Annotated in this window: 24 protein-coding genes; 14 read left to right on the top strand and 10 right to left on the bottom strand. The window is 71.1% G+C overall.

Going from position 1 to position 25057, the window contains the following annotated elements:
* Positions 1–17 precede the first annotated feature (17 nt).
* Positions 18–1838, bottom strand: a complete 1821-nt coding sequence (locus tag AB0Q90_RS16800) for a bifunctional metallophosphatase/5'-nucleotidase (RefSeq protein WP_363161385.1) — start codon at positions 1836–1838, stop codon at positions 18–20.
* A gap of 191 nt (positions 1839–2029) precedes the next feature.
* Between AB0Q90_RS16800 and mshD the strand changes: the two genes are divergently transcribed.
* Positions 2030–2956, top strand: coding sequence for a mycothiol synthase (gene mshD, locus AB0Q90_RS16795; RefSeq protein ID WP_363161386.1), 927 nt, complete (start codon positions 2030–2032; stop codon positions 2954–2956).
* Between the two features lie 30 nt (positions 2957–2986).
* On the opposite strand, the gene AB0Q90_RS16790 is transcribed toward mshD, so the two are convergent.
* From AB0Q90_RS16790 to AB0Q90_RS16770, 5 genes are read right to left on the bottom strand one after another with little or no spacing between them, the layout of a single operon-like run.
* Entirely contained in the window at positions 2987–3622 is a 636-nt protein-coding gene (locus AB0Q90_RS16790) for an ABC transporter (RefSeq protein WP_363161387.1), read from the bottom strand.
* On the bottom strand, positions 3610–5112 hold the full coding sequence (locus AB0Q90_RS16785) for an ABC transporter permease (protein ID WP_363161388.1): 1503 nt from the start codon (positions 5110–5112) through the stop codon (positions 3610–3612). Before AB0Q90_RS16785 ends, AB0Q90_RS16790 begins: the two co-directional genes overlap by 13 nt.
* Positions 5109–5969 (bottom strand): ABC transporter ATP-binding protein, encoded by an 861-nt coding sequence (locus tag AB0Q90_RS16780; RefSeq protein WP_363161389.1) that lies wholly within the window; start codon positions 5967–5969, stop codon positions 5109–5111. Before AB0Q90_RS16780 ends, AB0Q90_RS16785 begins: the two co-directional genes overlap by 4 nt.
* Positions 5966–6781: a zf-HC2 domain-containing protein gene (locus AB0Q90_RS16775; RefSeq protein ID WP_363161390.1), complete on the bottom strand. Its 816-nt coding sequence runs from the start codon at positions 6779–6781 to the stop codon at positions 5966–5968. Before AB0Q90_RS16775 ends, AB0Q90_RS16780 begins: the two co-directional genes overlap by 4 nt.
* Positions 6778–7320 (bottom strand): RNA polymerase sigma factor, encoded by a 543-nt coding sequence (locus AB0Q90_RS16770; protein ID WP_363161391.1) that lies wholly within the window; start codon positions 7318–7320, stop codon positions 6778–6780. The genes AB0Q90_RS16775 and AB0Q90_RS16770 overlap by 4 nt, the downstream gene beginning before the upstream one ends.
* Before the next feature lie 123 nt (positions 7321–7443).
* On the opposite strand from AB0Q90_RS16770, the gene AB0Q90_RS16765 reads away from it, so the two are divergent.
* From AB0Q90_RS16765 to pstB, 11 genes are all read left to right on the top strand, one after another.
* Positions 7444–7830: a GntR family transcriptional regulator gene (locus tag AB0Q90_RS16765; protein WP_363161392.1), complete on the top strand. Its 387-nt coding sequence runs from the start codon at positions 7444–7446 to the stop codon at positions 7828–7830.
* Complete coding sequence (locus AB0Q90_RS16760) at positions 7827–8711, top strand: ABC transporter ATP-binding protein (RefSeq protein ID WP_363161393.1); 885 nt, start codon at positions 7827–7829, stop codon at positions 8709–8711. Before AB0Q90_RS16765 ends, AB0Q90_RS16760 begins: the two co-directional genes overlap by 4 nt.
* On the top strand, positions 8708–9703 hold the full coding sequence (locus AB0Q90_RS16755; protein ID WP_363161394.1) for an ABC transporter permease subunit: 996 nt from the start codon (positions 8708–8710) through the stop codon (positions 9701–9703). Before AB0Q90_RS16760 ends, AB0Q90_RS16755 begins: the two co-directional genes overlap by 4 nt.
* Positions 9700–10599 carry a hypothetical protein gene (locus AB0Q90_RS16750; RefSeq protein ID WP_363161395.1) on the top strand — a complete coding sequence of 300 codons (900 nt, stop codon included), beginning with the start codon at positions 9700–9702 and terminating at the stop codon, positions 10597–10599. The genes AB0Q90_RS16755 and AB0Q90_RS16750 overlap by 4 nt, the downstream gene beginning before the upstream one ends.
* Positions 10600–10875: 276 nt before the next feature.
* The gene (locus AB0Q90_RS16745) at positions 10876–13107 is read left to right on the top strand and encodes an RNA degradosome polyphosphate kinase (protein ID WP_363161396.1); all 2232 of its coding nucleotides are present in this window, start codon (positions 10876–10878) and stop codon (positions 13105–13107) included.
* The gene (locus AB0Q90_RS16740; protein WP_363161397.1) at positions 13088–14197 is read left to right on the top strand and encodes a CHAD domain-containing protein; all 1110 of its coding nucleotides are present in this window, start codon (positions 13088–13090) and stop codon (positions 14195–14197) included. The genes AB0Q90_RS16745 and AB0Q90_RS16740 overlap by 20 nt, the downstream gene beginning before the upstream one ends.
* A gap of 41 nt (positions 14198–14238) precedes the next feature.
* Entirely contained in the window at positions 14239–14661 is a 423-nt protein-coding gene (locus AB0Q90_RS16735; protein WP_363161398.1) for an NUDIX hydrolase, read from the top strand.
* 301 nt (positions 14662–14962) lie between these two features.
* On the top strand, positions 14963–16090 hold the full coding sequence (gene pstS, locus AB0Q90_RS16730) for a phosphate ABC transporter substrate-binding protein PstS (protein ID WP_363161399.1): 1128 nt from the start codon (positions 14963–14965) through the stop codon (positions 16088–16090).
* A gap of 103 nt (positions 16091–16193) precedes the next feature.
* Positions 16194–17198, top strand: coding sequence for a phosphate ABC transporter permease subunit PstC (gene pstC / locus AB0Q90_RS16725; RefSeq protein ID WP_363161400.1), 1005 nt, complete (start codon positions 16194–16196; stop codon positions 17196–17198).
* A complete protein-coding gene (gene pstA / locus AB0Q90_RS16720) occupies positions 17195–18256 on the top strand; it encodes a phosphate ABC transporter permease PstA (RefSeq protein ID WP_363161401.1) in 1062 nt (353 codons plus the stop codon). The genes pstC and pstA overlap by 4 nt, the downstream gene beginning before the upstream one ends.
* A gap of 43 nt (positions 18257–18299) precedes the next feature.
* Positions 18300–19076 (top strand): phosphate ABC transporter ATP-binding protein PstB, encoded by a 777-nt coding sequence (gene pstB / locus AB0Q90_RS16715; RefSeq protein ID WP_363161402.1) that lies wholly within the window; start codon positions 18300–18302, stop codon positions 19074–19076.
* 487 nt (positions 19077–19563) lie between these two features.
* Here the strand turns inward: pstB and AB0Q90_RS16710 are convergent, their stop codons facing one another.
* Entirely contained in the window at positions 19564–20562 is a 999-nt protein-coding gene (locus AB0Q90_RS16710) for an inorganic phosphate transporter (protein ID WP_363161403.1), read from the bottom strand.
* A gap of 7 nt (positions 20563–20569) precedes the next feature.
* Complete coding sequence (locus tag AB0Q90_RS16705) at positions 20570–21190, bottom strand: DUF47 family protein (RefSeq protein WP_363161404.1); 621 nt, start codon at positions 21188–21190, stop codon at positions 20570–20572.
* Positions 21191–21414: 224 nt separating this feature from the next.
* Between AB0Q90_RS16705 and AB0Q90_RS16700 the strand changes: the two genes are divergently transcribed.
* On the top strand, positions 21415–21756 hold the full coding sequence (locus AB0Q90_RS16700) for a metal-sensitive transcriptional regulator (RefSeq protein ID WP_363161405.1): 342 nt from the start codon (positions 21415–21417) through the stop codon (positions 21754–21756).
* A 33-nt stretch (positions 21757–21789) separates the two neighbouring features.
* Here AB0Q90_RS16700 and AB0Q90_RS16695 read toward each other — a convergent pair whose 3' ends face one another.
* Together AB0Q90_RS16695 and AB0Q90_RS16690 are read right to left on the bottom strand one after the other, a co-directional pair.
* The gene (locus tag AB0Q90_RS16695; RefSeq protein WP_363161406.1) at positions 21790–21969 is read right to left on the bottom strand and encodes a hypothetical protein; all 180 of its coding nucleotides are present in this window, start codon (positions 21967–21969) and stop codon (positions 21790–21792) included.
* 78 nt (positions 21970–22047) lie between these two features.
* A complete protein-coding gene (locus AB0Q90_RS16690) occupies positions 22048–22872 on the bottom strand; it encodes a hypothetical protein (RefSeq protein WP_363161407.1) in 825 nt (274 codons plus the stop codon).
* A gap of 594 nt (positions 22873–23466) precedes the next feature.
* Between AB0Q90_RS16690 and AB0Q90_RS16685 the strand changes: the two genes are divergently transcribed.
* Positions 23467–25041, top strand: a complete 1575-nt coding sequence (locus AB0Q90_RS16685; protein WP_363161408.1) for an FAD-binding oxidoreductase — start codon at positions 23467–23469, stop codon at positions 25039–25041.
* Positions 25042–25057: the final 16 nt, after the last annotated feature.

The raw sequence follows: 25057 nt of genomic DNA, 5'->3' as shown, positions 1-25057 counted from the left end.
AGAGGGATCCTCTCAGCTCACGATGCCGGGGGGCTGATGACCGTGATCCGGTTCGCGGCCGGCGGCGCGATCGGGTTCGTGGCCGAAGAGTTGGCCGTCAGGTACTTCTCCAGCACCGCCAGGTCGTCCGCGCCGACCAGGTCGTTGGTGCCCTGGCCCAGCGTGGTGATGCCGTCGCCGCCGCCCGCGAGGAAGCTGTTCGTCGCGACGCGGTAGGTGGCGGCCGGGTCGATCGCGGCACCGTTGAGCAGGATCGAGTCCGTGACGACGCGGTCGGCGCCGGTCTTGGTCATGTCCAGCGTGTACGTCAGGCCCGTCGACGGCAGGAGGATCTTCGGCGCGGCCGCGTTCGCACCGCTGACCTGCTCCTTGAGGATCTGGATCAGCTGTGCGCCGGTGAAGTCCTGGAGGTTCACCGTGTTGGAGAACGGCTGGACCGCGAAGCCCTCGGCGTAGGTCACCACACCGTCGCCCTCACTGCCCTTGGCCGCGTAGGTCAGACTGGCCCGCACACCGCCCGGGTTCATCAGCGCCAGGTCGGTCTCCGGGTCCAGCTCCTTGGCGTACGCGAACTGCGCGTCCGCGATCAGGTCGCCCAGCGGGGACTCGGTGCCCGTGGAGGCGATGTCGGCGGAGATGTAGCCGATCGGGCGGTTGCCGACGGGCGCCGCGAGGGTGTTCCACTTGGTGATCAGCTCGGTCATGTCCGTCGCCTTGTCGACGGTCCGGGTGACCACGTGGTTCGCCGACTCGACGGACGTACGGGCGATGTCGCCCGTCCAGCGGTCGTACGTCAGCGTCGTGTCCGTGTACAGGCGGCCGAAGGACGCGGCCGAGGTGACCGTGCGCGGGTTGCCCGCCGGGTCGTTGATGGTGCAGGCGTAGGCGGCGTGCGTGTGGCCGGTGACCAGCGCGTCGACCTTCGGCGTGATGTTCTTGGCGATGTCCACGATCGGGCCGGAGATGCCGTCACCGGCGCCCGGGGAGTCGCAGTCGTAGTTGTACGCGGCCGAGGCCGGGGCGCCGCCCTCGTGGATCAGCGCGACGACCGACTTCACGCCCTGCTTGTGCAGCACCCGGGCGTACTTGTTGATCGTCTCGACCTCGTCCTTGAACTTGAGGCCCTTGACGCCGTCGGCGGAGACGACACCGGGGGTGTCCTCCAGGGTCACGCCGATGAAGCCGATCTTGACGCCGTCCTTCTTCCACACCGTGTAGGGCTTGAGGATCGGCTTGCCGGTGTTCTCGTCGAGGACGTTGGCGGCGAGGTACGGGAAGTCCGCGCCCGCGAAGCCCTCGTCCATGTAGCAGCCGTCGGTCGGGTGGCAGCCGCCGTTCTGCAGGCGGGCCAGTTCCCTCGCACCCTCGTCGAACTCGTGGTTGCCGACGGACGTGACGTCCAGGTCGAGCTTGTTCAGCGCCTCGATCGTGGGCTCGTCGTGGAAGAGGCCCGATATCAGCGGGGAGGCGCCGACCATGTCGCCGCCGGCGGCGGTGATGGAGTACTTGTTGCCCTCGCGCGCCTGGCGCAGGTGGGTGGCGAGGTACTCGACACCGCCCGCGTTGATGGTCTCGGTGGTGCCGTCCTCGTGGAGGTGCGTGACCCGACCGTCGCGGCCGGCCGGGGGCTCCAGGTTGCCGTGCAGGTCGTTGAACGACAGCAGCTGCACGTCCTGGTAGCGGCTGGCGCCGACGCCCTTCTTGTCGCTCTCCCCCGCGGACGCGGTCGTCGGCAGCGCGGCGGCCAGAGCACCGGCGGTGGCGAGGCCCGCCGCGGCGGCGAGGATCAGGTGCGTCCGTCGTCTGCGGCGCTGGTGCGGCTGGGACATGGCTGGCATACGCCCCCCTGTGAGTCGTGTGAAGTCATGAAGTCGTGAAGTCGCCTGTGTCCCCTGAGGACTGTGACGACAGTGGCCCCGTCCCGGCGCAGCCTAGAGTCAACGCGCGTAGCGCGGTAGGTGGTTCATGGTTACATCCTGGTTTCCCTTTTGCCGCCACTTTGCGGGGGCCTCCGCTTACTCTCGTACGCATGACCAGCGACGACACCGCACAGCCCGGCCGGAACCGCTCCATCGAGACCCGTTCCGCACTCTCCCCGGGCCAGATCGAGGCCGTGCTCGCCCTGCTCGCGGACGCCGCCCACAACGACGGCCAGCAGGCGGTCTCCGAGCAGGGCCGGCTGCAACTGCGCGGCGGAGAGCGCGAGGGCGTCTCGCATCTGCTGCTGACGGTGGACGGCGAACTCGTCGGGTACGCCCAGCTGGAGGACACCGATCCGGTGGAGGCGCCGGCCGCCGAACTGGTCGTCCACCCCGCACACCGGGGGCACGGCCACGGACGGGCGCTCGGTACGGCGCTGCTGGCCGCGTCCGGCAAGCGGCTGCGGGTGTGGGCCCACGGCGGGCACTCGGCGGCGCGTCATCTGGCGCAGGTGCTGGGGCTGACACTCTTCCGCGAACTACGACAAATGCGGCGATCGTTGGCCGATCTGGAGCTGCCCGAGCCGGGCCTGCCGGGCGATGTGACGATCCGTACCTTCGTGCCCGGGCAGGACGACGCGGCCTGGCTCGCCGTGAACGCCGCGGCCTTCGCCCACCATCCCGAGCAGGGCTCCCTCACCCAGCGCGACCTCGACGACCGTATGGCCGAGCCGTGGTTCGACCCGTCCGGCTTCTTCCTCGCCGAGCGCGCGGGCGAGCTGATCGGATTCCACTGGACCAAGGTGCACGCCGAGGAGGGCCTCGGGGAGGTGTACGTCCTCGGCGTGCGGCCGGGTGCGCAGGGCGGCGGGCTCGGCAAGGCGCTCACCGCGGTCGGCCTGCGGCATCTGGCGGGGCAGGGGCTGCCCACGGCGATGCTGTACGTCGACGCCGACAACAAGGCGGCGGTGTCGGTGTACGAGCGGATGGGGTTCGCGACGTACGAGACGGATCTGATGTACCGGACGGAGACGTGAGCACTCTCGGCCGCGCAGGCGTGAGCGCCCTCAGCCGCGTGCCCTGAACCGCCGCACCGGCTCCGTCCCGCAGACCCCCCACGCCACGGCCGCCGCCGCCAGCACCACGCCCCACCGCTCATGGGCGGCGGCCCACCGCGGGTCGGTCACGGCCACGAACAGCTCCCACTGCTCCGGCACGAGCGTCGGTGCCAGTACGGCCGTGACGAGCAGTCCGGCGCCGACCGCCGGGCCGGACTGCGGCTCCGCGGTGCGGCGGACGGCGAACGCCGCGCCGGCCAGGGCCAGGGCGCAGACCGCCGCGGCCTCCACGGTGGTCGCGCCCACGGGCGGGCGCAGCGGGCCGGGCACCAGCAGCACCGCGGCCGTCCACCACAGCGCCGCGACCGGCACGGTCAGCGCCAGCCGCAGTGCCTGACGGACGGGGCGGCGGGTCGGCACCGTGGCCGTCGTGTGGCGGGCCGGGTCGTCCAGGAGGAACGCCAGGCCCAGCGCGAAGGCGAGGGCCGCGGCACGCAGCGCGCTGAGGGCGAGCCAGGGGTCGAAGGTCTCGGGGAACAGTCGCGTCGACCCGGCGAGCAGCAGCCCGGCCGCCGCGCCCGCGCCCAGCGCCCGCCGGGGCAGGGTCCGCCAGACCGGCAGGAGCAGATCGGTCACTGCTCGCATCCGTCCTTCTCCTCGATCCCCTTCACTCCGAGCAGCTGCGCCGCCCGCGCGGTGGTCACCCCGGGAGCCGTCAGTTCCGTCCACTGCTCCTGCACGCGGGCCGTCACCTCGGACCGCGGCCGGGTCAGCAACTCCCGTACGACATCGGTCTGGGCGGCCGACATCGACAGCGGGTCCGTCGGCGACAGCACGATCGCCGAGCCGCTCAGGCTGTCGTCGAGGCGTACCGCCCGCAGCGCGTCCAGGGGTTCGGACTGCCAGCCGAGGGCGAGCCACATCACGGTCACCATCCGCCCGTCGCACAACTCGCTGCCGGCCTGCTCGCTGCCCGCGACCAGTACGGCGGCGACGGCGGCGGAGAACTCCGGGACCCGGTTGCCGCCCCACCGCGTGCCCACGGTGACCTCGTGCGCGGCGTCCAGGGGTGCGAGGGCGCCGTCGGCGGAGAGGCCGTAGCGCGCCTCGACCCGCTGGCGGACGAGGAGACGCTGCTCGTGGGCGGTGCCGCCGGCGAGGTTCTCGACCTCGTCCACGACCTGGGCCCACGCGCCGGTGCGGGGCTCCCACTCGGGGTAGGCGCAGTACGTCGACCGGCCGCGCTGCGCGCAGTCCTGCGCCGGGTCCGAGGTGGCCCGTTCGCGGGCCGCCGTGAGATCCGCCGTGGTGCCGCCGGACTGGGCGTAGCCGCCCAGCAGGGCCAGGGCCACCGCACCGCCGAGCGCGACGCGGACGGTCCTGATCCCGCGGCCGCCGCCCACCAGTACGGCGAGCAGACCGACCGTCAGCCCGAGGCCCAGCAGGTAGAGGGCGTGCCAGGCGGCGGGACGGCCCAGCAGCTCGGAGGGGAGCGTCTCGGTGCCGGACTCGCCTGCGACCGGGAACAGCCAGCGAGTGGATTCGTCGCCGCCCGGCGACACGCCGAGGACGAGGAAGAAGAGGAGGAAGACGACCAGCAGCGGGCCCACGACGGCCGACTTCACCAGCCGGGCCAGCAGGACCCCGCCCGCGCCGAACAGCAGCACCGTCAGCGGCCCGGCGAGCAGTTCGCCCGGCGAACCGTGCCCGACCGCCCCCGCCTTGAGCGCCTCCCAGCCGAACTGCACGCCCACGAACGCCGCGGTCAGCAGCGCCGCCGGCACGACGGACAGCACATGGGCGGCCGTACGGCGCCACGGCGGGATCACCAGCGTCGCGAAGTGCCGTTCGGTGTCCCGCCGCCAGGAGCGCAGCACGGCCTGGTGCGCGCCGAGCAGGACGGCCAGGCCGACGAGCACGGCCGGGCCCTGGGTGTCGCGGTCGGCGTCCTGGAGGGCGGGGAAACCGTCGTAGGAGTCCCGGGTGTGCCAGACGATCCAGGCGAGGTACAGCGCGAAGGCGACGAGGACCGGGATCGAGCGCAGGAGTCTGCGGGCCTCGAAGCGGGCGAGGGCGAGGACGCCCATGGTCGGCACCGGTACCGGCCGCACCGGGGCCTGGACGATCGTGCTCATGCCGCCACCTCCACGCCTTCGCCGTCGAGGGTGAGCAGGTAGCCGTCCTCCAGGGTGGGTTCGAGGAGGTCGGCGCCGGGCGGCGGGTCGCCCACGTTGCGGAAGGTGCCCGTGCCGGTGCGCCAGCCCGCCTTCGCGTGGGGGGCGCGTTCGGTGCTGCTCCAGACGTGGCCGGCCGCCCGCGCGGTCAGCTCGGCGGGGGTGCCGTCGAAGCGGATGCGGCCTGCGGCCATCACCAGGACGCGGTGGCAGAGCATCGCCACGTCCTCGGTCTGGTGGGTGGACAGCAGTACGGTCCGGCCCTCGCCCGCCCGGGCGATCAACTCCCGGAACCGCATGCGCTGTTCGGGGTCCAGGCCGACGGTGGGCTCGTCGAGGACCAGGAAGCCGGGCTCGCCGACGAGCGCGGCGGCCAGTGCGACCCGCTGCCGCATACCGCCGGACAGCTTCTTGATGCGCCTGCCGCGTACGTCGCCCAGGCCGACCTCCTCCAGCACGCGCCGCACCTCGCGATGGCGGGCGGCGCGGTCGGTAAGCTCCTTGAGGATCGCCACGTAGTCGACGAACTCGAAGGCGGTGAAGTCCGGGTGGAAGCCGGGCGTCTGCGGCAGGTAGCCGAGCGATCGCCTGACCTCCTGCCGGCCGCGCGCCGAGCCGGGGTCGTGCCCGAGCACGGTGAAGGACCCGCGCTGGGCGGGCACGGCGGTGGCGAGCACCCGCAACAGGGTGGTCTTCCCGGCGCCGTTGGGCCCGAGCAGCCCGGTGACCCCGTGGGTGAGCCGCAGCGACACGTCGTCGAGGGCGCGGGTGCCGCCGTAGTGGAGGGTCAGGCCCGAGGCGGAGACGGTGGGAGTCATACGGCGCTCCTGAGGAAGACGTCGAATCGGTCACGTACGAGGAAGAGCAGGCCGACGGCGAGGGCGGCGACCGCGGCGGCCACGCCCTGTCCGGCCGCGGTGAACGGCACGAGCGGGCCGTCTCCGGCCTCCGCGGCGGCGAGCAGCGCGACCCACACCCCGCCGACCAGGGAGGGCGCCAGCACCGGGCCCAGCCGCGGGGTCAGCGCGAGGCCGGCCGCGGTCAGGGCGAGCGCGGGCAGCAGCCAGGCCAGGGCGCGCAGGCCGTAGGAGGGCAGCGCGAGGGTGGCCAGTCCGTTGAGGCCGAGACCGGCGGCGAGGACGGCGAGCGTACGGATCATCAGCAGCCGGAAGCCGTGCACGGGGCTGACCACCGCCATCTCGTACGTCGGGTCCAGCGCGGGGCCGTAGGACAGCGCGACGCCGGCCAGCGGCAGCATCGGCGCGAGGGCGAGGAACAGCGTGGGCGAGCCGGCCGAGTAGACCACCCCCACGGTCGTCACCAGCAGCAGCACCACCGCCGCCAGCCAGGAGCGGCGCAGCACGGGTGTCGCCGCGAGCAGCCGCGCGGTGTGGTCGGCGACGCCGAGCCGCAGCAGCAGCGCCTCGAACAGTCCGGGCCGGGGCGCGTCGAGTTCGGCGTCGAGCCGCTCCCAGCCGGCGTCGAGCGCGACCGGGTCGCTCACCTCGGCGAGCACTCCACGGCAGGGGGCGCAGGCGGCGAGGTGGGTGTCCGCCGACCACAGCAGCGGCGGGGTCAACTCGCCCCGCGCATAGGCCCGTACGTCGTCTTCGTCCAGGTGCCAGGTCATGCCAGTGCCTCCCGCAGTTGCTTGCGGGCCCGCATCGCCCGCGTCTTGACCGTCCCCGGCGGGATGCCCAGGACGACGGCCGCCTCGCGGGTGGTCAGCCCGTCGATGACCGTCGCCTGGAGCACCGCCCGCAGCTCGGGCGAGAGCCGCACCAGGGCTCCCGCGAGGTCCCCGTGCTCCACCCCCGCGAGCACGCGGTCCTCCGCGGACGCCTCCTCCCGGTGCCGCAGCCGGGCCAGCGCCTGCCGCAGCCGCCCCCGCGCCCCGTCGCCGCGCAGCGCGTCGACCAGCCGCCGCGACCCGATCCGCCACAGCCACCCGGCGACGTCCCCGTCCTCCCGGTAGCGGGCGGTCCCCCGCCACACGGCGAGGAACGTCTCCTGTACGACGTCGTCGACGATCCCGGCGTCGGCGCACCGGCCCCGCAGGCGTGCGGTCAGCCAGGGCGCGAACCGCCGGTACAGCTCCTCGAAGGCGCGCCGGTCCCCGTCCGCCGCGACGGCGCGCAGCAGTTCCCCGTCGCTTCTCGTTTCGCTCACGTCACCTCATCGGACGAGGTCGGTCGATCGGTTCACAGAGGTTCCAAGGAATCACGCTTGACTTCCGGGCACCCCTTCCACCACCCTTTCACTACTCAATTAGTGAAAGGGTGGTGGAAGCGAGTGGTCGAGTACCGCATCGACCGGCGCAGCGGCGTAGCCACCTACCTCCAGATCGTCCAGCAGACCAAACAGGCCCTGCGCCTGGGCCTGCTGACACCCGGCGACAAGCTCCCCACGGCCCGCGAGGTCGTGGAGGCCACCGCCATCAATCCGAACACCGTTCTGAAGGCCTACCGCGAGCTGGAGCGCGAGGGCCTGGTCGAGGCCCGCCGCGGCCTCGGCACGTTCGTACGGAAGTCACTGGGCGCCACGCCCGCCGACTCCCCGCTGCGCACGGAGCTGACGGCATGGGCGGTGCGGGCCCGCAAGGCCGGCCTGGAGCACGACGACGTCGCTGCCCTTTTCACTTCCGTACTGGACGAGCACTTCAAGGGGGACCAGGGATGACCGACACCGCCATCGAGGCGGCGGGGCTGGGCAGGAGATTCGGCCGACGTCACAAGAAGGCCCTGGACGGCTGCGAGTTCCGGCTGCCGGCCGGCCGCATCTGCGCCGTGGTCGGGCCCAACGGCGCCGGCAAGTCGACGCTGCTCGCGCTCGCCGCCGGGCTGCTCAGGCCCACCGAGGGCAGCATCACCGTGCTCGGCAGCACCCCTGCCGCGGCCCGCGAGCGCCTCGCGTACGTCGCCCAGGACAAGCCCCTGCACCCCCAGCTCACCGTCGCCGACACCCTGCGCCTGGGCCAGGAGCTCAACCCCAGGCGCTGGGACGCCGCCACCGCCGGGCGGATCGTCGCCGAGGGCGACCTCGACCCCGGCGCCAAGGTCCGCACGCTCTCCGGCGGCCAGCGCACCCGGGTCGCCCTGGCCCTCGCCCTCGGCAAGCGCCCCGAAGTGCTGCTCCTGGACGAGCCGATGGCCGACCTCGACCCGCTCGCCCGGCACCAGCTGACCGGCACCCTGATGGCGGACGCGGCCGAGCACGGCACCACGGTTGTCATGTCCTCGCACGTCGTGGCGGAGCTGGAGGGCTCCTGCGACCACCTGCTGCTGCTCGGCGCCGGCCGGGTCCGGCTCGCCGGCCCGCTGGAGGACCTGCTCGCCGCGCACACCCTGGTCACCGGCCGGGCCGAGGACTCCCTTGACCCGCACACGGTCGTCGAGTCCCGCACCACCGGCCGCCAGCGCATCGCGCTGATCCGCCCCGAGGGCCCCGTCGGCCCCGGCTGGCAGCCCACCGAGCCGACCCTGGAGGAGCTCGTCCTGGCCCACCTGCGCTCCCCCGAGGCCCCCGCGCTCCGCCTGGACACCGAGGAGGCGGCCGTATGACCGCCGTGACCGTGGACGCGCCCGCCACCCGCACCGCGCCCCGCTTGAGGGGCCTGCTCTGGGCGATGCTGCGGATCCACCGCTCGGCCCTGTGGTTCTGGCTGATGCTGCTGGCGGTCTTCGGCGGAGCACTGCTGTGGGTGTACGGGCCGGGCGCCGACGCCGCCTGGGACGAGTACCGGCAGATGCAGTGCGGCTCCGACAACCCCGGCCTCGCCTGCGACTACACCGGTCCCGCCATGACCCGCTACGACCAGGTCCTCGGCGTGACCGGCGCGCTGATGTACTGGCTGCCGACGCTGATCGCCGCCTGGGCGGGCGGCGCGCTCATCGGCCGCGAACTGGAGAACGGCACCGCGCGCCTTGCCTGGACGCAGTCCGTCTCCCCGGCGCGCTGGCTGGCCGCCAAGCTCGCCGTCCCGGCCGCCCTGATCGTCGTAGGCATGCTCACGCTCACCCTGCTGCACCGCCTGGTGTGGACCTCGGGCGGCGAGCTGCACACGACCATCGGCTGGCGCGTGTGGCACGACGACACCATCTTCGCGGCCAACGGCACCCTCGCCACCGCCTACGCCCTGCTCGGCCTCGCCCTCGGCGCCCTGGTCGGCCTGCTCCTGCCGCGCGCCCTGCCCGCGCTCGGCATCGCGGCCGCGGTCGTAGTGGTCCTCCAGAACAAGCTCCTGGAACTGCGCCCGCACCTGTGGCCGGCCGAGACCGCGCTCGCCGGGGACGACTACCCCGAGACCGTCGGCATGATCCTCGACGGCGGCGCCCTCACCTCCACCGGCGCCCGGGTGCCGATCCCTGACTGCATGGGCTTGCCCCGCTGCCTCAGCGACCGCGACATCACCGGCTTCTACGCCGACTACCACCCCGCCTCCCACTTCTGGCCCCTCCAGCTCGTGGAGACCGGCATCGTCGTGGGCGTGGCGGCCGTCGTCGTCGCGGCCTCGTTCTGGCTGCTGAACCGCCGCACCGGAGCCGCCTCATGACCGCCGTCACCGCCGCCGCCGTTCCCACCGCCCGCACCGCGCCCCGCCCGAGGGGCCTGCTCTGGGCCGTGCTGCGGCTGCACCGCGCGGCGCTGGTGCTGTGGGGCCTGGCGCTGGCCGCGGTCACCGCGTACCTGATCTACCTGGCCTCCCTCACGGATGAGGCCGCGCGGGGCCTGAGTGCCTGTGCCGACCCCGCCACCGACCGGCTGCCGTCGTGCGCTTCGGTCGACGCGATCACCGCGGACCAGACCTACTCCGAGGGCATCGGGCTGGTCACCGGCGTCATCGCCTACCTGATGTTCCCGGTGGCCGCCTGGGCGGGCGCCGCGCTGATCGGCCGGGAGCTGGAGAACGGCACCGCCCGGCTGGCCTGGACCCAATCGGTCACTCCGGTCCGCTGGCTGGCCGTCAAGCTCGCCGTGCCGGCCGTCCTGCTCGCCGTGGGCACGAGCGCCGCCGTGCTGCTCCACGTCTGGGCCCGCGGCAACGACGACCCCAACCTGGTCAACGAGTGGTACTTCCCGGACAGCTTCGTCGGCACCGGCCCCACCGCCGTCGCCTACGCCCTGGCCGGCCTCGCCCTCGGCGCGCTCGCCGGGATGCTGCTCGGGCGGGCCCTGCCCGCGGCCGGCACGGCCGTCCTGGCCTGCCTGGCCCTCTACAACCTGCTGGAGGCCCACCGCGAGGACCTGTGGTCGACGGTCACCCGGGACAAGGCGGGCTGGGAAATACCCCGCTCGGCCATGCAGGTGTCCTCCACACAGACGGAGGTGACCCTCCACCCCCAGTCCCACTTCTGGCCCCTCCAGTACGTGGAGAGCGGCCTCCTCCTCGGCATCACCGCCGTGGCCGTGGCGGCCTGCTTCTTCCTGCTGCGCCGCCGCGCCTCCTGAACTCCGGGGCCGTACGTCTCTCCTACGGGGGGAGGGACGTCCGGCCCCGGCATGTAGACGCCCGGGAGCCCCCGCTCGATATCCCGCACGCCATGTCTCCGTAACCATCGGTTCAGACGACCTTGCGACGCTCGGCGAATGAAGCCCGCCGTGCCAGAGCCTTCGCCGCCCCCAAAGGGAACCGCGACGAACGGGGACGCCCGACGCCTCGCCACCGTGCTGCCGCCCGCACCGTCCGACGCGCCCGTTTCCCTGGAAGCGCGGAAGAATAGGTCCATGAGCCAGCCCAACGCCCAGGCACAGGTCCAGCACGCCCAGCCCTCCGTGGGTTCCATAGCCGCGCACCGCTCGCGCACGGTGGCCGGTTCGGTCTCCGACCTGGAACCCGACATCGACGCCGACCTCGACTCCTACGAGGAGTCGCAGACCGACGGCGCCCCCCTGCCCCAGGGCCGTTTCCTGGACCGCGAGCGCAGCTGGCTGGCGTTCAACGAGCGGGTTCTCGAACTCGCCGAGGACCCGACCACTCCGCTGCTGGAGCGGGCCAACTTCCTGGCCATCTTCGCCAGCAACCTGGACGAGTTCTTCATGGTCCGGGTGGCCGGCCTGAAGCGCCGTATCGCCACCGGCGTCGCCACCCGCTCCGCCTCCGGCCTCCAGCCCACCCAGGTGCTGGAGATGATCTGGGCCCGCTCGCGCGAGCTGATGGCCCGGCACGCCGCCTGCTTCCACGAGGACGTCGCCCCCGGCCTGGCGGAGGAGGGCATCCACCTGGTCCGCTGGAGCGAGCTGACGGAGAAGGAGCAGGCCCGCCTGTTCACCCTCTTCCGGCACCAGATCTTCCCCGTGCTGACCCCGCTGGCCGTCGACCCCGCGCACCCCTTCCCGTACATCTCCGGCCTGTCGCTGAACCTGGCCGTCGTCGTGCGCAACCCGGTCAGCGGCCACCGGCACTTCGCCCGGGTCAAGGTGCCCCCGCTGCTCTCCCGCTTCCTGGAGTCCAGCCCCGGCCGCTACGTCCCCATCGAGGACGTCATAGCCGCGCACCTGGAAGAGCTGTTCCCGGGCATGGAGGTGCTGGAGCACCACGCCTTCCGCATCACGCGCAACGAGGACCTGGAGGTCGAGGAGGACGACGCCGAGAACCTCCTCCAAGCGCTGGAGAAGGAGCTCATGCGGCGCCGCTTCGGGCCGCCGGTGCGCCTGGAGGTCGAGGAGTCCATCGACCGCGAGGTGCTGGACCTCCTGGTGCGCGAGCTGAAGATCAGCGAGGCCGAGGTGTACCCGCTGCCGGGTCCGCTGGACCTCACCGGCCTGTTCCGCGTCGCCTCCCTGGACCGGCCCGAGCTGAAGTACCCGAAGTTCGTCGCCGGCACCCACCGCGACCTCGCCGAGGTCGAGTCGGCGTCCGCGCCCGACATCTTCGCGGCCCTGCGCAGCCGGGACGTCCTGCTGCACCACCCCTACGACTCCTTCTCCACCTCCGTGCAGGCGTTCCTGGAGCAGGCGGCCGAGGACCCGGACGTCCTCGCCATCAAGCAGACCCTGTACCGGACTTCGGGCGACTCCCCCATAGTCAACGCGCTCATCGACGCCGCCGAGGCCGGCAAGCAGGTCCTCGTCCTGGTCGAGATCAAGGCCCGCTTCGACGAGCACGCCAACATCAAGTGGGCGCGCAAGCTGGAGGAGGCCGGCTGCCATGTGGTCTACGGCCTGGTCGGCCTGAAGACCCACTGCAAGCTGTCCCTGGTGGTCCGCCAGGAGGGCGACACGCTGCGGCGCTACAGCCACGTCGGCACCGGCAACTACCACCCGAAGACGGCCCGCCTGTACGAGGACCTGGGCCTGCTGACGGCCGACCCCCAGGTGGGCGCCGACCTCTCGGACCTCTTCAACCGCCTGTCCGGCTACTCGCGCCGGGAGACCTACCGCCGTCTGCTGGTGGCCCCCAAGTCGCTGCGGGACGGCCTGATCTCGCGGATCAATAAGGAGGTCCAGCACCACCGTGCGGGCCGTCCGGCGTTCATCCGCATCAAGGTCAACTCGATGGTCGACGAAGCGATCATCGACGCCCTGTACCGCGCGTCCCAGGCGGGCGTGCCGGTCGACGTCTGGGTGCGCGGCATCTGCGCCGTGCGCCCGGGTGTGGCGGGCCTGTCGGAGAACATCCGGGTCCGCTCGATCCTCGGCCGCTTCCTCGAACACTCCCGGGTCTTCGCCTTCGGCAACGGCGGCGAGCCCGAGGTGTGGATCGGCAGCGCCGACATGATGCACCGCAACCTCGACCGCCGCATCGAGGCACTGGTCAGGGTCACCGACCCGGCCCACCGGGCGGCCCTCAACCGGTTGCTGGAGACCGGCATGTCCGACACCACCTCCTCCTGGCACCTCGGCCCGGACGGCGAATGGACCCGGCACGCGACCGACGCCGAAGGCCAGCCCCTGCGGAACGTCCAGGAGATGCTCATAGACGCCCGGAGGCGCCGGCGTGGCACAGCAACACCTTGACCCGACGGAACCCACGGCCGCGCAGGTGACCGGAGACGCCCTCGCCGGCTACCTGCGCGCCCAGGCCATGGAGTTCCTTCGCGCCCTTCGGCTGCACCGGGAGGCCGGCGGCACCGACCCCGGCCGGGCCAGGACCCGCGCCGGGGAGAACGGCCCGGACGAGTCGGTCGACGCGGCCCGCGCCCTGCGCCGCTCGGCCCGCCGCATCAGCGGCAGCCTGCACACCTTCCGCCCCCTGCTGGACCCCGAGTGGTCGGAACGCATGCGCCCCGAACTGGCCTGGCTCTCCGGCACCCTGGCCCTGGAACACGCCTGCGCGGCCCGCCTGGACCGCCTGCTGGCGGCCCTGCACAGGCTGTCGGGGGCTACGGCCTTCCCGGCACAGTCGGGGGCGGAGGGGATCCGCGTGAACGCGGGCGCGGAGGCGGCACCCGGCAGCACCGGCCCCGCCGCCGGCACAGAGCGCGGCAACCTCACGGTGGGCGCGGCCAAGGCAGGCGCCCTGCTGGAACGCCAGCTCACCCTGTCCCGGACCCGGGCCCACTCCACCGCCCTCCAGGCCCTCGGCTCCTCCCGCTTCCACGCGGTCGCCGACAACATCGCCGTACTCGCCAGCGAGGTCCCCCTCACCGCCGGCGCCGGCACGACCGACCTGCATCCCCTGGCCGGCGCGGCCGAGGAGCGCCTCACCGACGCCGTGGGCGCCCTGCCCCTGCTCACCGCGGGCCACCCCTACAACGCCGAGGCCCTGATCCACGGCCTGTCCCCGGACCCGGCCCCGCATCCCCAGGACGCCCCCTGGCACCAGGTCCGCCTGCTGCTGCGCCTGCACCGCTACGCCCGGGAGGTCCTCGTCGGCAACGAGGCCCCCGTGGACGTACGGCTCCTGGCCGCGGGCCAGGCCCTCGACCACCACCGCGACGCCTCGGAGGCGGCGGCGGCCGCGGCCTCGGCGGCGCGCACCCCGCGGATCGCCCCGGCGACGGCGTACGCCCTCGGCGTGCTCCACGCCGACCAGCGCCACGAGGTGGAGGCGGCACGTTTCGCGTTCCAGCGTTCCTGGCAGAAGCAGACCGTCGGCACCCCTTGAGACCAACCCCTTGACCCGCTCAAGGAGGCGGTGAACCCCTGGTGACGCAAACCGACGACACGACCGTCCAGGCGGCCGGCTGTGTGCTCTGGCGCCGCTCCCCGGTCGACGGCGAGCTGGAGATCTGTCTCGTGCACCGGCCGAAATACGACGACTGGTCGCACCCCAAGGGCAAGCTCAAGCGCGGTGAGGACGCCCTCGCCGGTGCCCTGCGCGAGGTCGAGGAGGAGACGGGCTACCGCGCCTCGGCCGGTACCCGGCTCTCCACCCTCCAGTACCTGGCGAACGGCCGCCCCAAGCAGGTCCGCTACTGGGCGGCCGAGGCCACCTCGGGCGGCTTCACCCCGAGCACCGAGGTGGACCGCATCGTGTGGCTGCGGCCCGACGCCGCCCGGCAGCGCCTCACCCAGCCCCGCGACCGGGTCCTGGTGGACGAACTGGTCCACCCCATGGAGCACCCGTAGACGTCCCGCCGGGTGCGTGACCACTCAGGTGCTTAGAGTGACCGATGACAGAAGAGACCAGGTAGAGCCAGCAGTGGGCCGGAAATCGACCCGTGTCCTCGACGTAAGCGTTCCGTGACCTCACCGCACTGTCCACAGGGGTTCACCCCTCGTTCATTTACGGCCATCGGCCGCTTCACCTGTTCTGCCTAATTTCGGCCTTACGCGGTGTGGCGCGCGCTTCGGAAGACGCGTCCGCATCACCACAGTCCTCGCACGCCGCCGAATTCAGGACGGCGGCTCCTGGAAGGAACTCCCTCAAGTGAAGCTTCAGCGCATGAACCGGCGGGCCCTCGCTCTCGGTGCTCTCGCCGTCTCCGGCGCCCTGGCCCTCACGGCGTGCGGCTCCGATGACACGAGCAACGGTGGCGACAGCACCTCGGGTGCGACCGCCGCCGCCGGCAACATCAAGTGCGACGACGCCAAGGGCCAGCTCCTCGCCGACGGCTCGTCCGCGCAGAAGAACGCGATCGACCTCTGGGTCAAGGCCTTCACCTCCGCCTGCCCCGACATCCAGATCAACTACAAGGGCGGCGGCTCCGGCGCCGGTGTCACCGCGTTCACGCAGGGCACGGTCGCCTTCGCCGGCTCCGACTCGGCCCTCAAGCCGGAAGAGGTCACCGCCTCCAAGGAGATCTGCGAGGGCGGCCAGGGCATCGACCTCCCGATGGTCGGCGGCCCGATCGCCGTCGGTTACAACGTCCCGGGTGTCGACAAGCTGATCCTGGACGCCGCGACCACCGCCAAGATCTTCGACAGCAAGATCACCAACTGGAACGACCCGGCGATCGCGAAGCTGAACCCCGAGGCGAAGCTTCCCGACCTGAAGATCCAGGCGTTCCACCGCTCGGACGAGTCCGGCACCACGGACAACTTCACCAAGTACCTGATCGCCTCCTCCCCGGAGAACTGGAAGTACGAGGGCGGCAAGGCCTGGCAGGCGAAGGGCGGCCAGTCGGCCTCCGGCTCCTCCGGTGTCGCCCAGCAGGTCAAGCAGACCTCCGGCGCCATCAGCTACATGGAGCTGTCGTACGCCAAGGACGGCATCAACGCCGCCGCCATCGACACGGGCGCCGGCGAGCCGGTCGAGGCCAACGTCGAGAACGCCACGGCCGCCATCGCCGCCGCGAAGGTCGTCGGCACCGGCAAGGACCTCTCCCTGGAGCTGGACTACGCCACCAAGGCCGAGGGCGCCTACCCGATCACCCTGGTCACGTACGAGATCGTCTGCGACAAGGGCAACAAGGCGGACACCCTGCCCGCCACCAAGGCGTTCCTGACCTACATCGCGAGCGAGGACGGCCAGAAGGTCCTGGCCGACAACGACTACGCCCCGATGCCGACCGACATCATCACCAAGGTCCGCGAGACCATCTCGGGCCTGAGTTGACCTGAGTGTGCGGCCCGGTCCCCAGGGGCCGGGCCCGCACCGTCCGGTGCACCGCCGCCAGGAGCCGCATCTTTTTGTGCGTCTCCGCAGACCGGAGAACTCAATGGACACGACACAGATAACTGACGCACCTCCCCCCACGCCTCAGCCGAGGGCAGCCGCGCGCAAGCGCACGGCCCGCGGCGCCACCCGGCCCGGAGACCGCATCTTCCTCGGTCTCACCCGCGGCTCGGGCATCTTCCTGCTGGCGACCATGGCCGCCATCGCCGTCTTCCTGACCTGGCGTGCCGCTATCGCCATCAGCGAGGACGAGGGCAACTTCCTCACGACCTTCGAGTGGAACACCAGCGCCCAGCCGCCGGTCTTCGGCATCGCGGTCCTGGCCTACGGCACGATCGTCTCCTCGATCATCGCCATGGTCATCGCGGTCCCGATCGCCGTCGCCATCGCGCTGTTCCTCACCCACTACGCCCCGCGCAAGCTGAGCGGCCCGATCGCCTACGTGATCGACCTGCTCGCCGCCGTGCCGTCCATCGTGTACGGCCTGTGGGGCGCCCTGATCCTCGTACCGCACATGAACGGCCTGTTCGGCTGGCTGAACGACTACCTCGGCTGGACCGGTCTGTTCGACTGGGAGGGCGGCGCCGCCCGCTCGATGCTGACCGTCGGCATCCTGCTCGCGATCATGATCCTCCCGATCATCACCAACGTGAGCCGCGAGGTCTTCCGTCAGGTCCCGCAGATGCACGAGGAGGCCGCCCTGGCCCTCGGCGCCACGCGCTGGGAGGTCATCCGCATGTCGGTGCTGCCCTTCGGCCGCTCCGGCGTGATCTCCGCCTCGATGCTGGGCCTCGGCCGCGCGCTCGGCGAGACGATGGCCGTCGCCACCGTGCTCTCCCCGGACTTCCTGATCCACGGCAGCCTGCTCAACCCGGGCGGCGGCACCTTCGCCCAGAACATCGCCAGCAAGTTCGGTGAGGCGACGGAGTTCGGCCGGGACGCGCTGATCGCCTCCGGTCTGGTCCTGTTCGTCATCACGCTGCTGGTCAACGGCGCGGCCCGCGCGATCATCGCCCGCCGCAAGGAGTACTCGGGGGCCAACGCATGAGCACCACGACCGCACGCGTCCAGCACCCGTCCTCCCTCCAGGGCGCCCGGCTGCCGAAGTGGTCCCCCTGGGCAATCGCCGCGGGCTCCCTCGCGCTCTCCATCGGCGGCAGCATCGCCGCCGGCATCGAGAGCCGCATCCAGTGGGGCCTGATCGCCGCGATCCTCTTCGTCCTCGGTACGTACGCCATCGCCGGCCGCGTCGAGGGCCGCCGCCAGGCCAAGGACCGGGTCGCGACCTCGCTCGTCTGGGTCGCCTTCCTGGTCGCCGTGGTGCCGCTGGTCTCCCTCGTCTGGACGACCATCTCCCGCGGTGTGAAGGTCCTCGACACCTACTTCCTGACCCACTCCATGGGCCTGACCGCCGACTCCGAGCCGGGCGGCGGTATCTACCACGCCATCATCGGCACCCTGGAGCAGGTCGGCATCGCCACCCTGATCGCCGCGCCGATCGGCGTGATGACCGCGATCTACCTGGTGGAGTACGGGCGCGGCGCCCTGGCCCGCGCGGTGACGTTCTTCGTCGACGTGATGACCGGTATCCCGTCGATCGTCGCCGGTCTGTTCATCCTCAGCCTGCTGCTGATCTTCGACATGGGCTTCTCCGGCTTCGCCGGCGCGCTGGCCCTGGCGATCCTGATGATGCCGGTGGTCGTCCGCTCCACCGAGGAGATGCTCAAGCTCGTCCCGAACGAGCTGCGGGAGGCCTCCCTGGCCCTCGGCATCCCGAAGTGGCGCACGATCCTGAAGGTGGTCCTGCCGACCGCGATCGGCGGCATCACCACCGGTGTCATGCTGGCGGTCGCCCGTATCGCCGGTGAGACCGCGCCCGTGCTGCTGCTGGTGTTCGGCAACCCGTTCATCAACAACAACCCCTTCGAGGGCCCGCAGGCGTCGCTGCCGCTGTACATCTACCAGCAGTACTCGCAGAGCGCGGGCTCGCCCGCGGCGTACGACCGTGCCTGGGCGGCGTCCCTGACGCTGATCGCCTTCGTGATGATCCTCAACCTGGTGGCCCGCGGCATCGCCCGCTGGAAGGCCCCGAAGACCGGTCGCTGACCGCGGCCCCTCAGCGACTGAAGACTTTGGAAGTGAAGTAGTTATGGCCAAGCGAATCGATGTAAGCGGTCTGTCCGCCTACTACGGCGCCCACAAGGCGATCGACGACATCTCGATGACCGTCGAGCCCCGCTCGGTGACGGCCTTCATCGGCCCCTCCGGCTGCGGCAAGTCGACCTTCCTGCGCACCCTGAACCGTATGCACGAGGTCACCCCCGGCGGTCGCGTCGAGGGCAAGGTGATGCTCGACAACGAGGACCTGTACGGCACCGGCGTCGACCCGGTGACGGTCCGCCGCGAGGTGGGCATGGTCTTCCAGCGCCCGAACCCGTTCCCGACGATGTCGATCTTCGACAACGTGGCGGCGGGCCTGCGCCTGAACGGCAGCTACAAGAAGAGCGAGCTCAGTGACATCGTCGAGCGGTCGCTGAAGGGCGCCAACCTCTGGAACGAGGTCAAGGACCGGCTGAACAAGCCCGGCTCCGGCCTGTCCGGCGGTCAGCAGCAGCGTCTGTGCATCGCGCGGGCGATCGCGGTCGAGCCGAACGTCCTGCTGATGGACGAGCCGTGCTCGGCCCTGGACCCGATCTCCACGCTGGCGATCGAGGACCTGATCGGCGAGCTGAAGGAGCGCTTCACGATCGTCATCGTGACGCACAACATGCAGCAGGCGGCCCGTGTCTCGGACCGCACCGCCTTCTTCAACCTCTCGGCGGTCGGCCAGCCCGGCAAGCTCATCGAGATCGACGACACGGAGCGCATCTTCTCCAACCCGTCGGTCCAGGCGACGGAGGACTACATCTCGGGCCGCTTCGGCTGATCCTCCCCACGAACCCCTCGCGGTGCTGCATGGCGGTGCCACCGCGAGGACGAAAAGGGCCCGCCCCCTGGCTCCCGGGGGGCGGGCCCACTCGTTTGCGGCGCTGTCAAGCGCTCAGCAGACGTGGCTATTTCGTACCATCTGTGCCTGTTGCCGCTCATTAGAGAGGTCTACTCTCGGTCGGCAGGAGAAGAAAGGTGGTGTGTAGTCATGATGCAGGGCATCGGCCGGGTCATCGCGGCCGCGCTACTCGCCGGAGCCGCTGTCGTTGGCGCCTCGGCTCAGGCCTTCGCCAATGCTCAGCCGCCCACCAATGGCGGGAACGGAGCGGGGCAGAGCGGACAGTGCACCGGACCGGCGGATGAACGTCCGCACTCCTGCCAGAGCCCGCACGGAGCCGGCGAATAGCGAAACCTCACACAGACCCCCCACCTTCACAGGCCCCGGGATGCAAGGCCCTGGGGCCTTTCTCCTGCCTGCGGCCGCATTACAGGAACGCCAGGTGCACGACCCCGAACGCGCAGGCAGCCACCGCCGCAGCCGCCGGCATCGTGATGAACCAGCCGAGGATGATGTTCTTGGCGACTCCCCACCGCACGGCGTTGACCCGCTTGGTGGCCCCCACGCCCATGATCGCCGAGGTGATCACATGGGTCGTGGAGATCGGCGCCTTGAACAGGAACGCGGTCGTGAACATGATCGACGCGCCGGTGGTCTCCGCGGCGAACCCCTGCGGCGGGTCCAGCTCGATGATCTTCCGCCCCAGCGTCCGCATGATCCGCCAGCCACCCGCGTACGTGCCCAGCGACAGCATCACGGCGCAGACGATCTTCACCCACACCGGGATCGGGTCGCCGTAGTCCTCGACATCGGCGATGACCAGCGCCATCACCACGATGCCCATGGTCTTCTGCGCGTCCTGCAGACCGTGGCCGAGGGCCATGCCCGCCGCGGACACGGTCTGCGCGATACGGAAACCGCGCTTGGCCTTGTGCGGGTTGGCCCGGCGGAAGATCCACATGATCGCGGTCATCACCAGGTAGCCGGCCAGCATGCCCACCACCGGTGACACGAACATCGGGATGACGACCTTCTCCAGCACCCCGTCCCAGTACACGGTGGTCCCGCCGGCCAGCGCAGCACCCACCATGCCGCCGAACAGCGCGTGCGAGGACGAGGAGGGCAGCCCGAAGTACCAGGTGATGAGGTTCCAGGTGATCGCGCCGACCAGGGCGGCGAAGAGGATTCCCATCCCCTTCGACCCCTCGGGCGTCTGGATCAGCCCCTCACTGACGGTCTTGGCGACACCGGACCCCAGAAAGGCACCGCCGAGATTCATCACGGCCGCCATGGCCAGCGCCGCGCGAGGCGTCAGCGCCCGCGTCGACACGGACGTGGCGATGGCGTTGGCCGAGTCGTGGAAGCCGTTCGTATACGTGAAGAAGAGCGCGACCGCGATGGTCACGACCAGAGCAAAGGTGTCCATGAAGGGCTCAGGACTCCTTGACGGCGATGGTCTCCACCGTGTTCGCCACGTGCTCGAACGCGTCGGCCGCTTCCTCCAGCACGTCCACGATCTGCTTGAGCTTCAGCACCTCGATGGCGTCGTACTTGCCGTTGAAGAGATGAGCGAGCAGCTTCCGATGGATCTGGTCGGCCTGGTTCTCCAGCCGGTTGACCTCGATCCAGTACTCGGTGAGGTTGGCCATCGTGCGCAGATTCGGCATGGCCTCGGCGGTCAGCTCGGCGGCCCGGGCCAGCACCTCGATCTGCTGCTCGACGCCCTTGGGAAGTTCCTCGACGTTGTAGAGGACGACCAGGTCGACGGCCTCCTCCATGAAGTCCATGATGTCGTCGAGGGAAGACGCGAGGGAGTAGATGTCCTCGCGGTCGAACGGCGTGATGAACGAGGAGTTCAGCTGGTGGAAGATGGCGTGCGTGGCGTCGTCACCTGCGTGTTCCGCGGCCCGCATACGCTCTGCGATCTCGGCCCGGGCAGGTGCGTCCGCCCCGAGCAGTTCCATCAGGAGTTTCGAGCCCGTGACGATGTTGTCCGCGGAAGCGGCGAACATGTCGTAGAAGCTCGTCTCCCTGGGGGTCAGACGAAAGCGCACGTGGGGTCCTCGGGGTGCTTCGGTTTCGGTCAGGCTGATGCTAGGCGCATCATCCGGCCACGGCTAATGGGCCGTCCCCCAGTGTCGCCCATCAGGCACAGTGTTCAGCACGGGGGCCGTCCGGTGGTCCAGTCCAGCCGTCGCCCTCGGCATCGGCCACAGGCCCTATACCCAGCAAAGTTCGGTACGATATACCCAGTAGGGGTATATGTCTGGAGGACGCAATGACGACGACCGAGGCCGGCGCCACGGCGCCCTCCGTGCCTGAGGCGCACGAACACGCCACCCACGGCTACCACCACCAGAAGGACGAGCACCTCAAGCGACTGCGCCGCATCGAGGGCCAGATCCGCGGCCTGCAGCGGATGGTCGACGAGGACGTCTACTGCATCGACATACTCACGCAGGTCTCCGCCTCGACCAAGGCCCTGCAGTCCTTCGCGCTCCAGCTCCTGGAGGAGCATCTGCGCCACTGCGTCGCCGACGCGGCCGTCAAGGGCGGCGACGAGATCGACGCGAAGGTCGAAGAGGCCACGAAGGCGATCGCGCGCCTGCTGCGCACCTGAGCCCGAGCCCGTTCCGAAAGGGGCGCCCCCGGCTCACTCGCCGGAGGCGTCCCCGCGCTCCTGGGCCACTTTCAGCACCTCGTCGATGCTCTCAAGGCTGAGCCGGTCCTCGCGGGCGGCCGAGGCCGCGATGATCAGGTCTCCGCACAGCTCGATCTCGGCGAGGGCCACGTGGTCCTGAACTGCCGTACCGCCGACCGGAGCCACGTGCATCACCTCTTCTCTGCCGTCACCGACTTCCTAGAGTAGGGAGCGGCCTACGCACCGCGCATGGCACGGAAGGGCTAGTCCTTACTCGGCGATCTTCCCGGCGTAGATGTCGCCGTGGTCGGGCAGCCGTACGTCGACGGCGACGCCGAAGTCGTAGAGCAGCGTGGTGGAAGCAACCGCGACGCTGCCCTCCACACCCCCCTGCCCGTTGACGAACCGGAACCGATGCCGGACCTTGCGGATCCGCCCCGCCTCGTCGAGATACACGTCGAACGGCACCTGAGCGGTGGCGAACCCTTTCGCCGCGGCGGCCAGCGAGTCCCGCCCACCCCGCGAAGCCCCCTCGGCGGCCCGCGTCAGATCGGCGGTACCGCGATAGTGCCGCACCGCGACCCCCGCCAACTGCTCGTCCCCCACATACGACACACTCCGCGCCCCCCGCAGCAGCTCGGCCGCGGCAAACGGATCGGTGGCCCCGCCGGTGACGAGATTCCCGTCCGACAACGCCGCGGTCTCCACCCGCACCCACTTGTCGGCAGGCACCCCGGCCCCCCGGTTCTTCATGAACAGGGCACCGGGCGCAAGCAGTTCGGTAATGGGCCGATGGACAGTCTCCCCCGCGGGATCCTGCGGCAGCAGCACCTTCAGCCGCCCCATCCGCTTGCGGTAGTCGTACACACCCTCGCCCCGAATGGTGACCCGGGTCCCCCCGGTCGCCATCTCCATGGATGTACGCGCCTTGGAACTACGGGCATCCTCAAGCCGCTCAGCGGCCCCCCGCACAACCGCAAGCCCACTGTCACTGCCACCACCCCTGTCCCCCTCACCACACCCACCGCAGACGACTCCCACGAGCCCCGCCGCGACGACGGCAGCCCCCCTCCGTCTGTACTGCCGCACCGCCATCGCCTGCCTCCGTCACGGACCCCCTGTCGATCGGGTTAACGACGCGTCAGCGGCCTCGGTAACGTGGTCACCGTGGCGCACCAGGACAGCACGACCACCCCTCCCGAACACCGCACAACCACCACCGAACAAGGCCGCTTCTGCACAGCCGAATGCACCTGCGGCTGGCGAGGCCCAGCCAGAAGAGCCAGAAGCCAGGCCCGCACAGACGCGGAACAACACGTGGCGGCATAGGCGGGCAGGTCCGGCGCGGCCACCCTCCAGCCCGCCCGGCATCCGAGGACCAGGCCGTAACCGTCCCGAACCCCCACCCACCCGCAGGGGCAGTACTTTCAGCCCGCCCGGCGTTTGAGGACGAGGCCGTAACCGTCCCGAACCCCCACCCACCCGCGGGGGCGGTATTTCAGCCCGTCCGGCGTTTGAGGACGAGGCCGTTCAGGCCGAAGCGGGGGTCCGGGGGCGGCAGCCCCCGGGGACGGGACGGGTAGGGGCGGCGGGGGCGAAAACAACCCCACGCCCACCCCCACGACCCCGCACCATGGAACCCCGCCCCCCACCACCCCGTCTCGTTCCACGTAACCCACGGGAGGCGACATGGAACGGCGCACCTTCATCGCCGGCGGCGCAGCCGCACTCGCAGCGACGACAACAGCGGCCTGCACAGGCACGGACACAGCCACCGGCACAGCCACAGGCACCAAATCCGGCCACGCCACCCCCCCACTCCGCACCACCAGCGCCACCACCGCCCCCACCAACACCACCTGGTCCGCCCTCGCCCGCGACCTCGACGGCCCCCTCATCCGCCCCGGCGACACCGCCTGGAAGGCCGCCCGCCAGCTCTACAACACCCGCTTCGACACCCTCAAACCCGCCGCCGTCGCCTACGTGGCCCACCAGGAAGACATCCGCACCGCCCTCGCCTACGCCCACGCCCACCACCTCCCCGTAGCCATCCGCAACGGCGGCCACTCCTACGCAGGCTGGTCCTCCGGCAACAACCGCCTGATCATCGACGTCTCCAAGCTCAACCGCGTCCGCGCCTCCGGCAACACCGCCGTCATCGGCGCCGGCGCCAAACTCATCGACGTCTACCGGGCACTCGCCGCGAAGGGCGTCACCATCCCCGCCGGCTCCTGCCCCACCGTCGGCGTCTCCGGCCTCACCCTCGGCGGCGGCCACGGCGTCGTGTCCAGGGCCTACGGCCTGACCTGCGACAGCCTCACCCAGGCCACCCTGATCACCGCGGACGGCAAACAGCTCACCGCCGACGCCACCACCAACAAGGACCTCTTCTGGGCCCTGCGCGGCGCGGGCAACGGCAACTTCGGCGTCGTCACGGAACTCCGCTTCAAGACCCACCCCGCACCCCAGGCCGTCACCGCGTACATGTCCTGGCCCTGGTCGAAGGCCGCCACGGTCCTGAAGGCCTGGCAGGAGTGGGGCCCCACCCAGCCCGACGAGATCTGGTCGTCCTTCCACCTCGCGAACGCCGCCGGCGGCACCCCGACCGTCTCCGTCGCCGCGTTCTCCCTCGGCACCTACGGCGAACTCCAGAACGCCGTGGACCGTCTCGCCGACGGCCCCGGCGGACCCGGCTCCGCGACCAGCGTCGCCCTGCGCCGCCGCTCGTACGAGGAGTCCATGGAGCTCTACGCCGGCTGCTCCTCCTTCACCACCGACGCCCAGTGCCACCTCCCGGGCCCGACCCCCGGCCGCTCCCCCGAAGGCGCCCTGCACCGCGAGACGTACGCGGCGAAGTCGGACTTCTTCGACCGTTCGATCTCGACGGCCGGCATCCAGACCCTGCTCAAGCAGATCCAGAACGTCCGTGGCGGCTCCGGCAGCATCGCCCTCACGGCCCTCGGCGGCGCGGTCAACCGCGTCTCCCCCACCGCGACGGCCTTCGTCCACCGCCGCTCCCGCATGCTGGCCCAGTACATCGCCGCCTGGCAGGCGGGCACGAGCGGCTCCACCGCCCAGTCCTGGCTGACCTCGGCCCACGGCGCGATGAAGCCGTACGCGTCGGGCGCGGCGTACCAGAACTACACGGACCCGAGCCTGACAGACTGGCGGAAGGCGTACTACGGAGACGCGGCGACACGCCTGACGAAGCTGAAGAAGCAGTACGACCCGACGGGGTTCTTCACGTTCCCACAGGCGCTGTGAGCCGGTTCGGGCAGCC

Source organism: Streptomyces sp. NPDC079141 (assembly GCF_040686775.1).
Lineage (GTDB): Bacteria > Actinomycetota > Actinomycetes > Streptomycetales > Streptomycetaceae > Streptomyces.
This window is presented reverse-complemented; position numbering and strand designations above follow the sequence as displayed.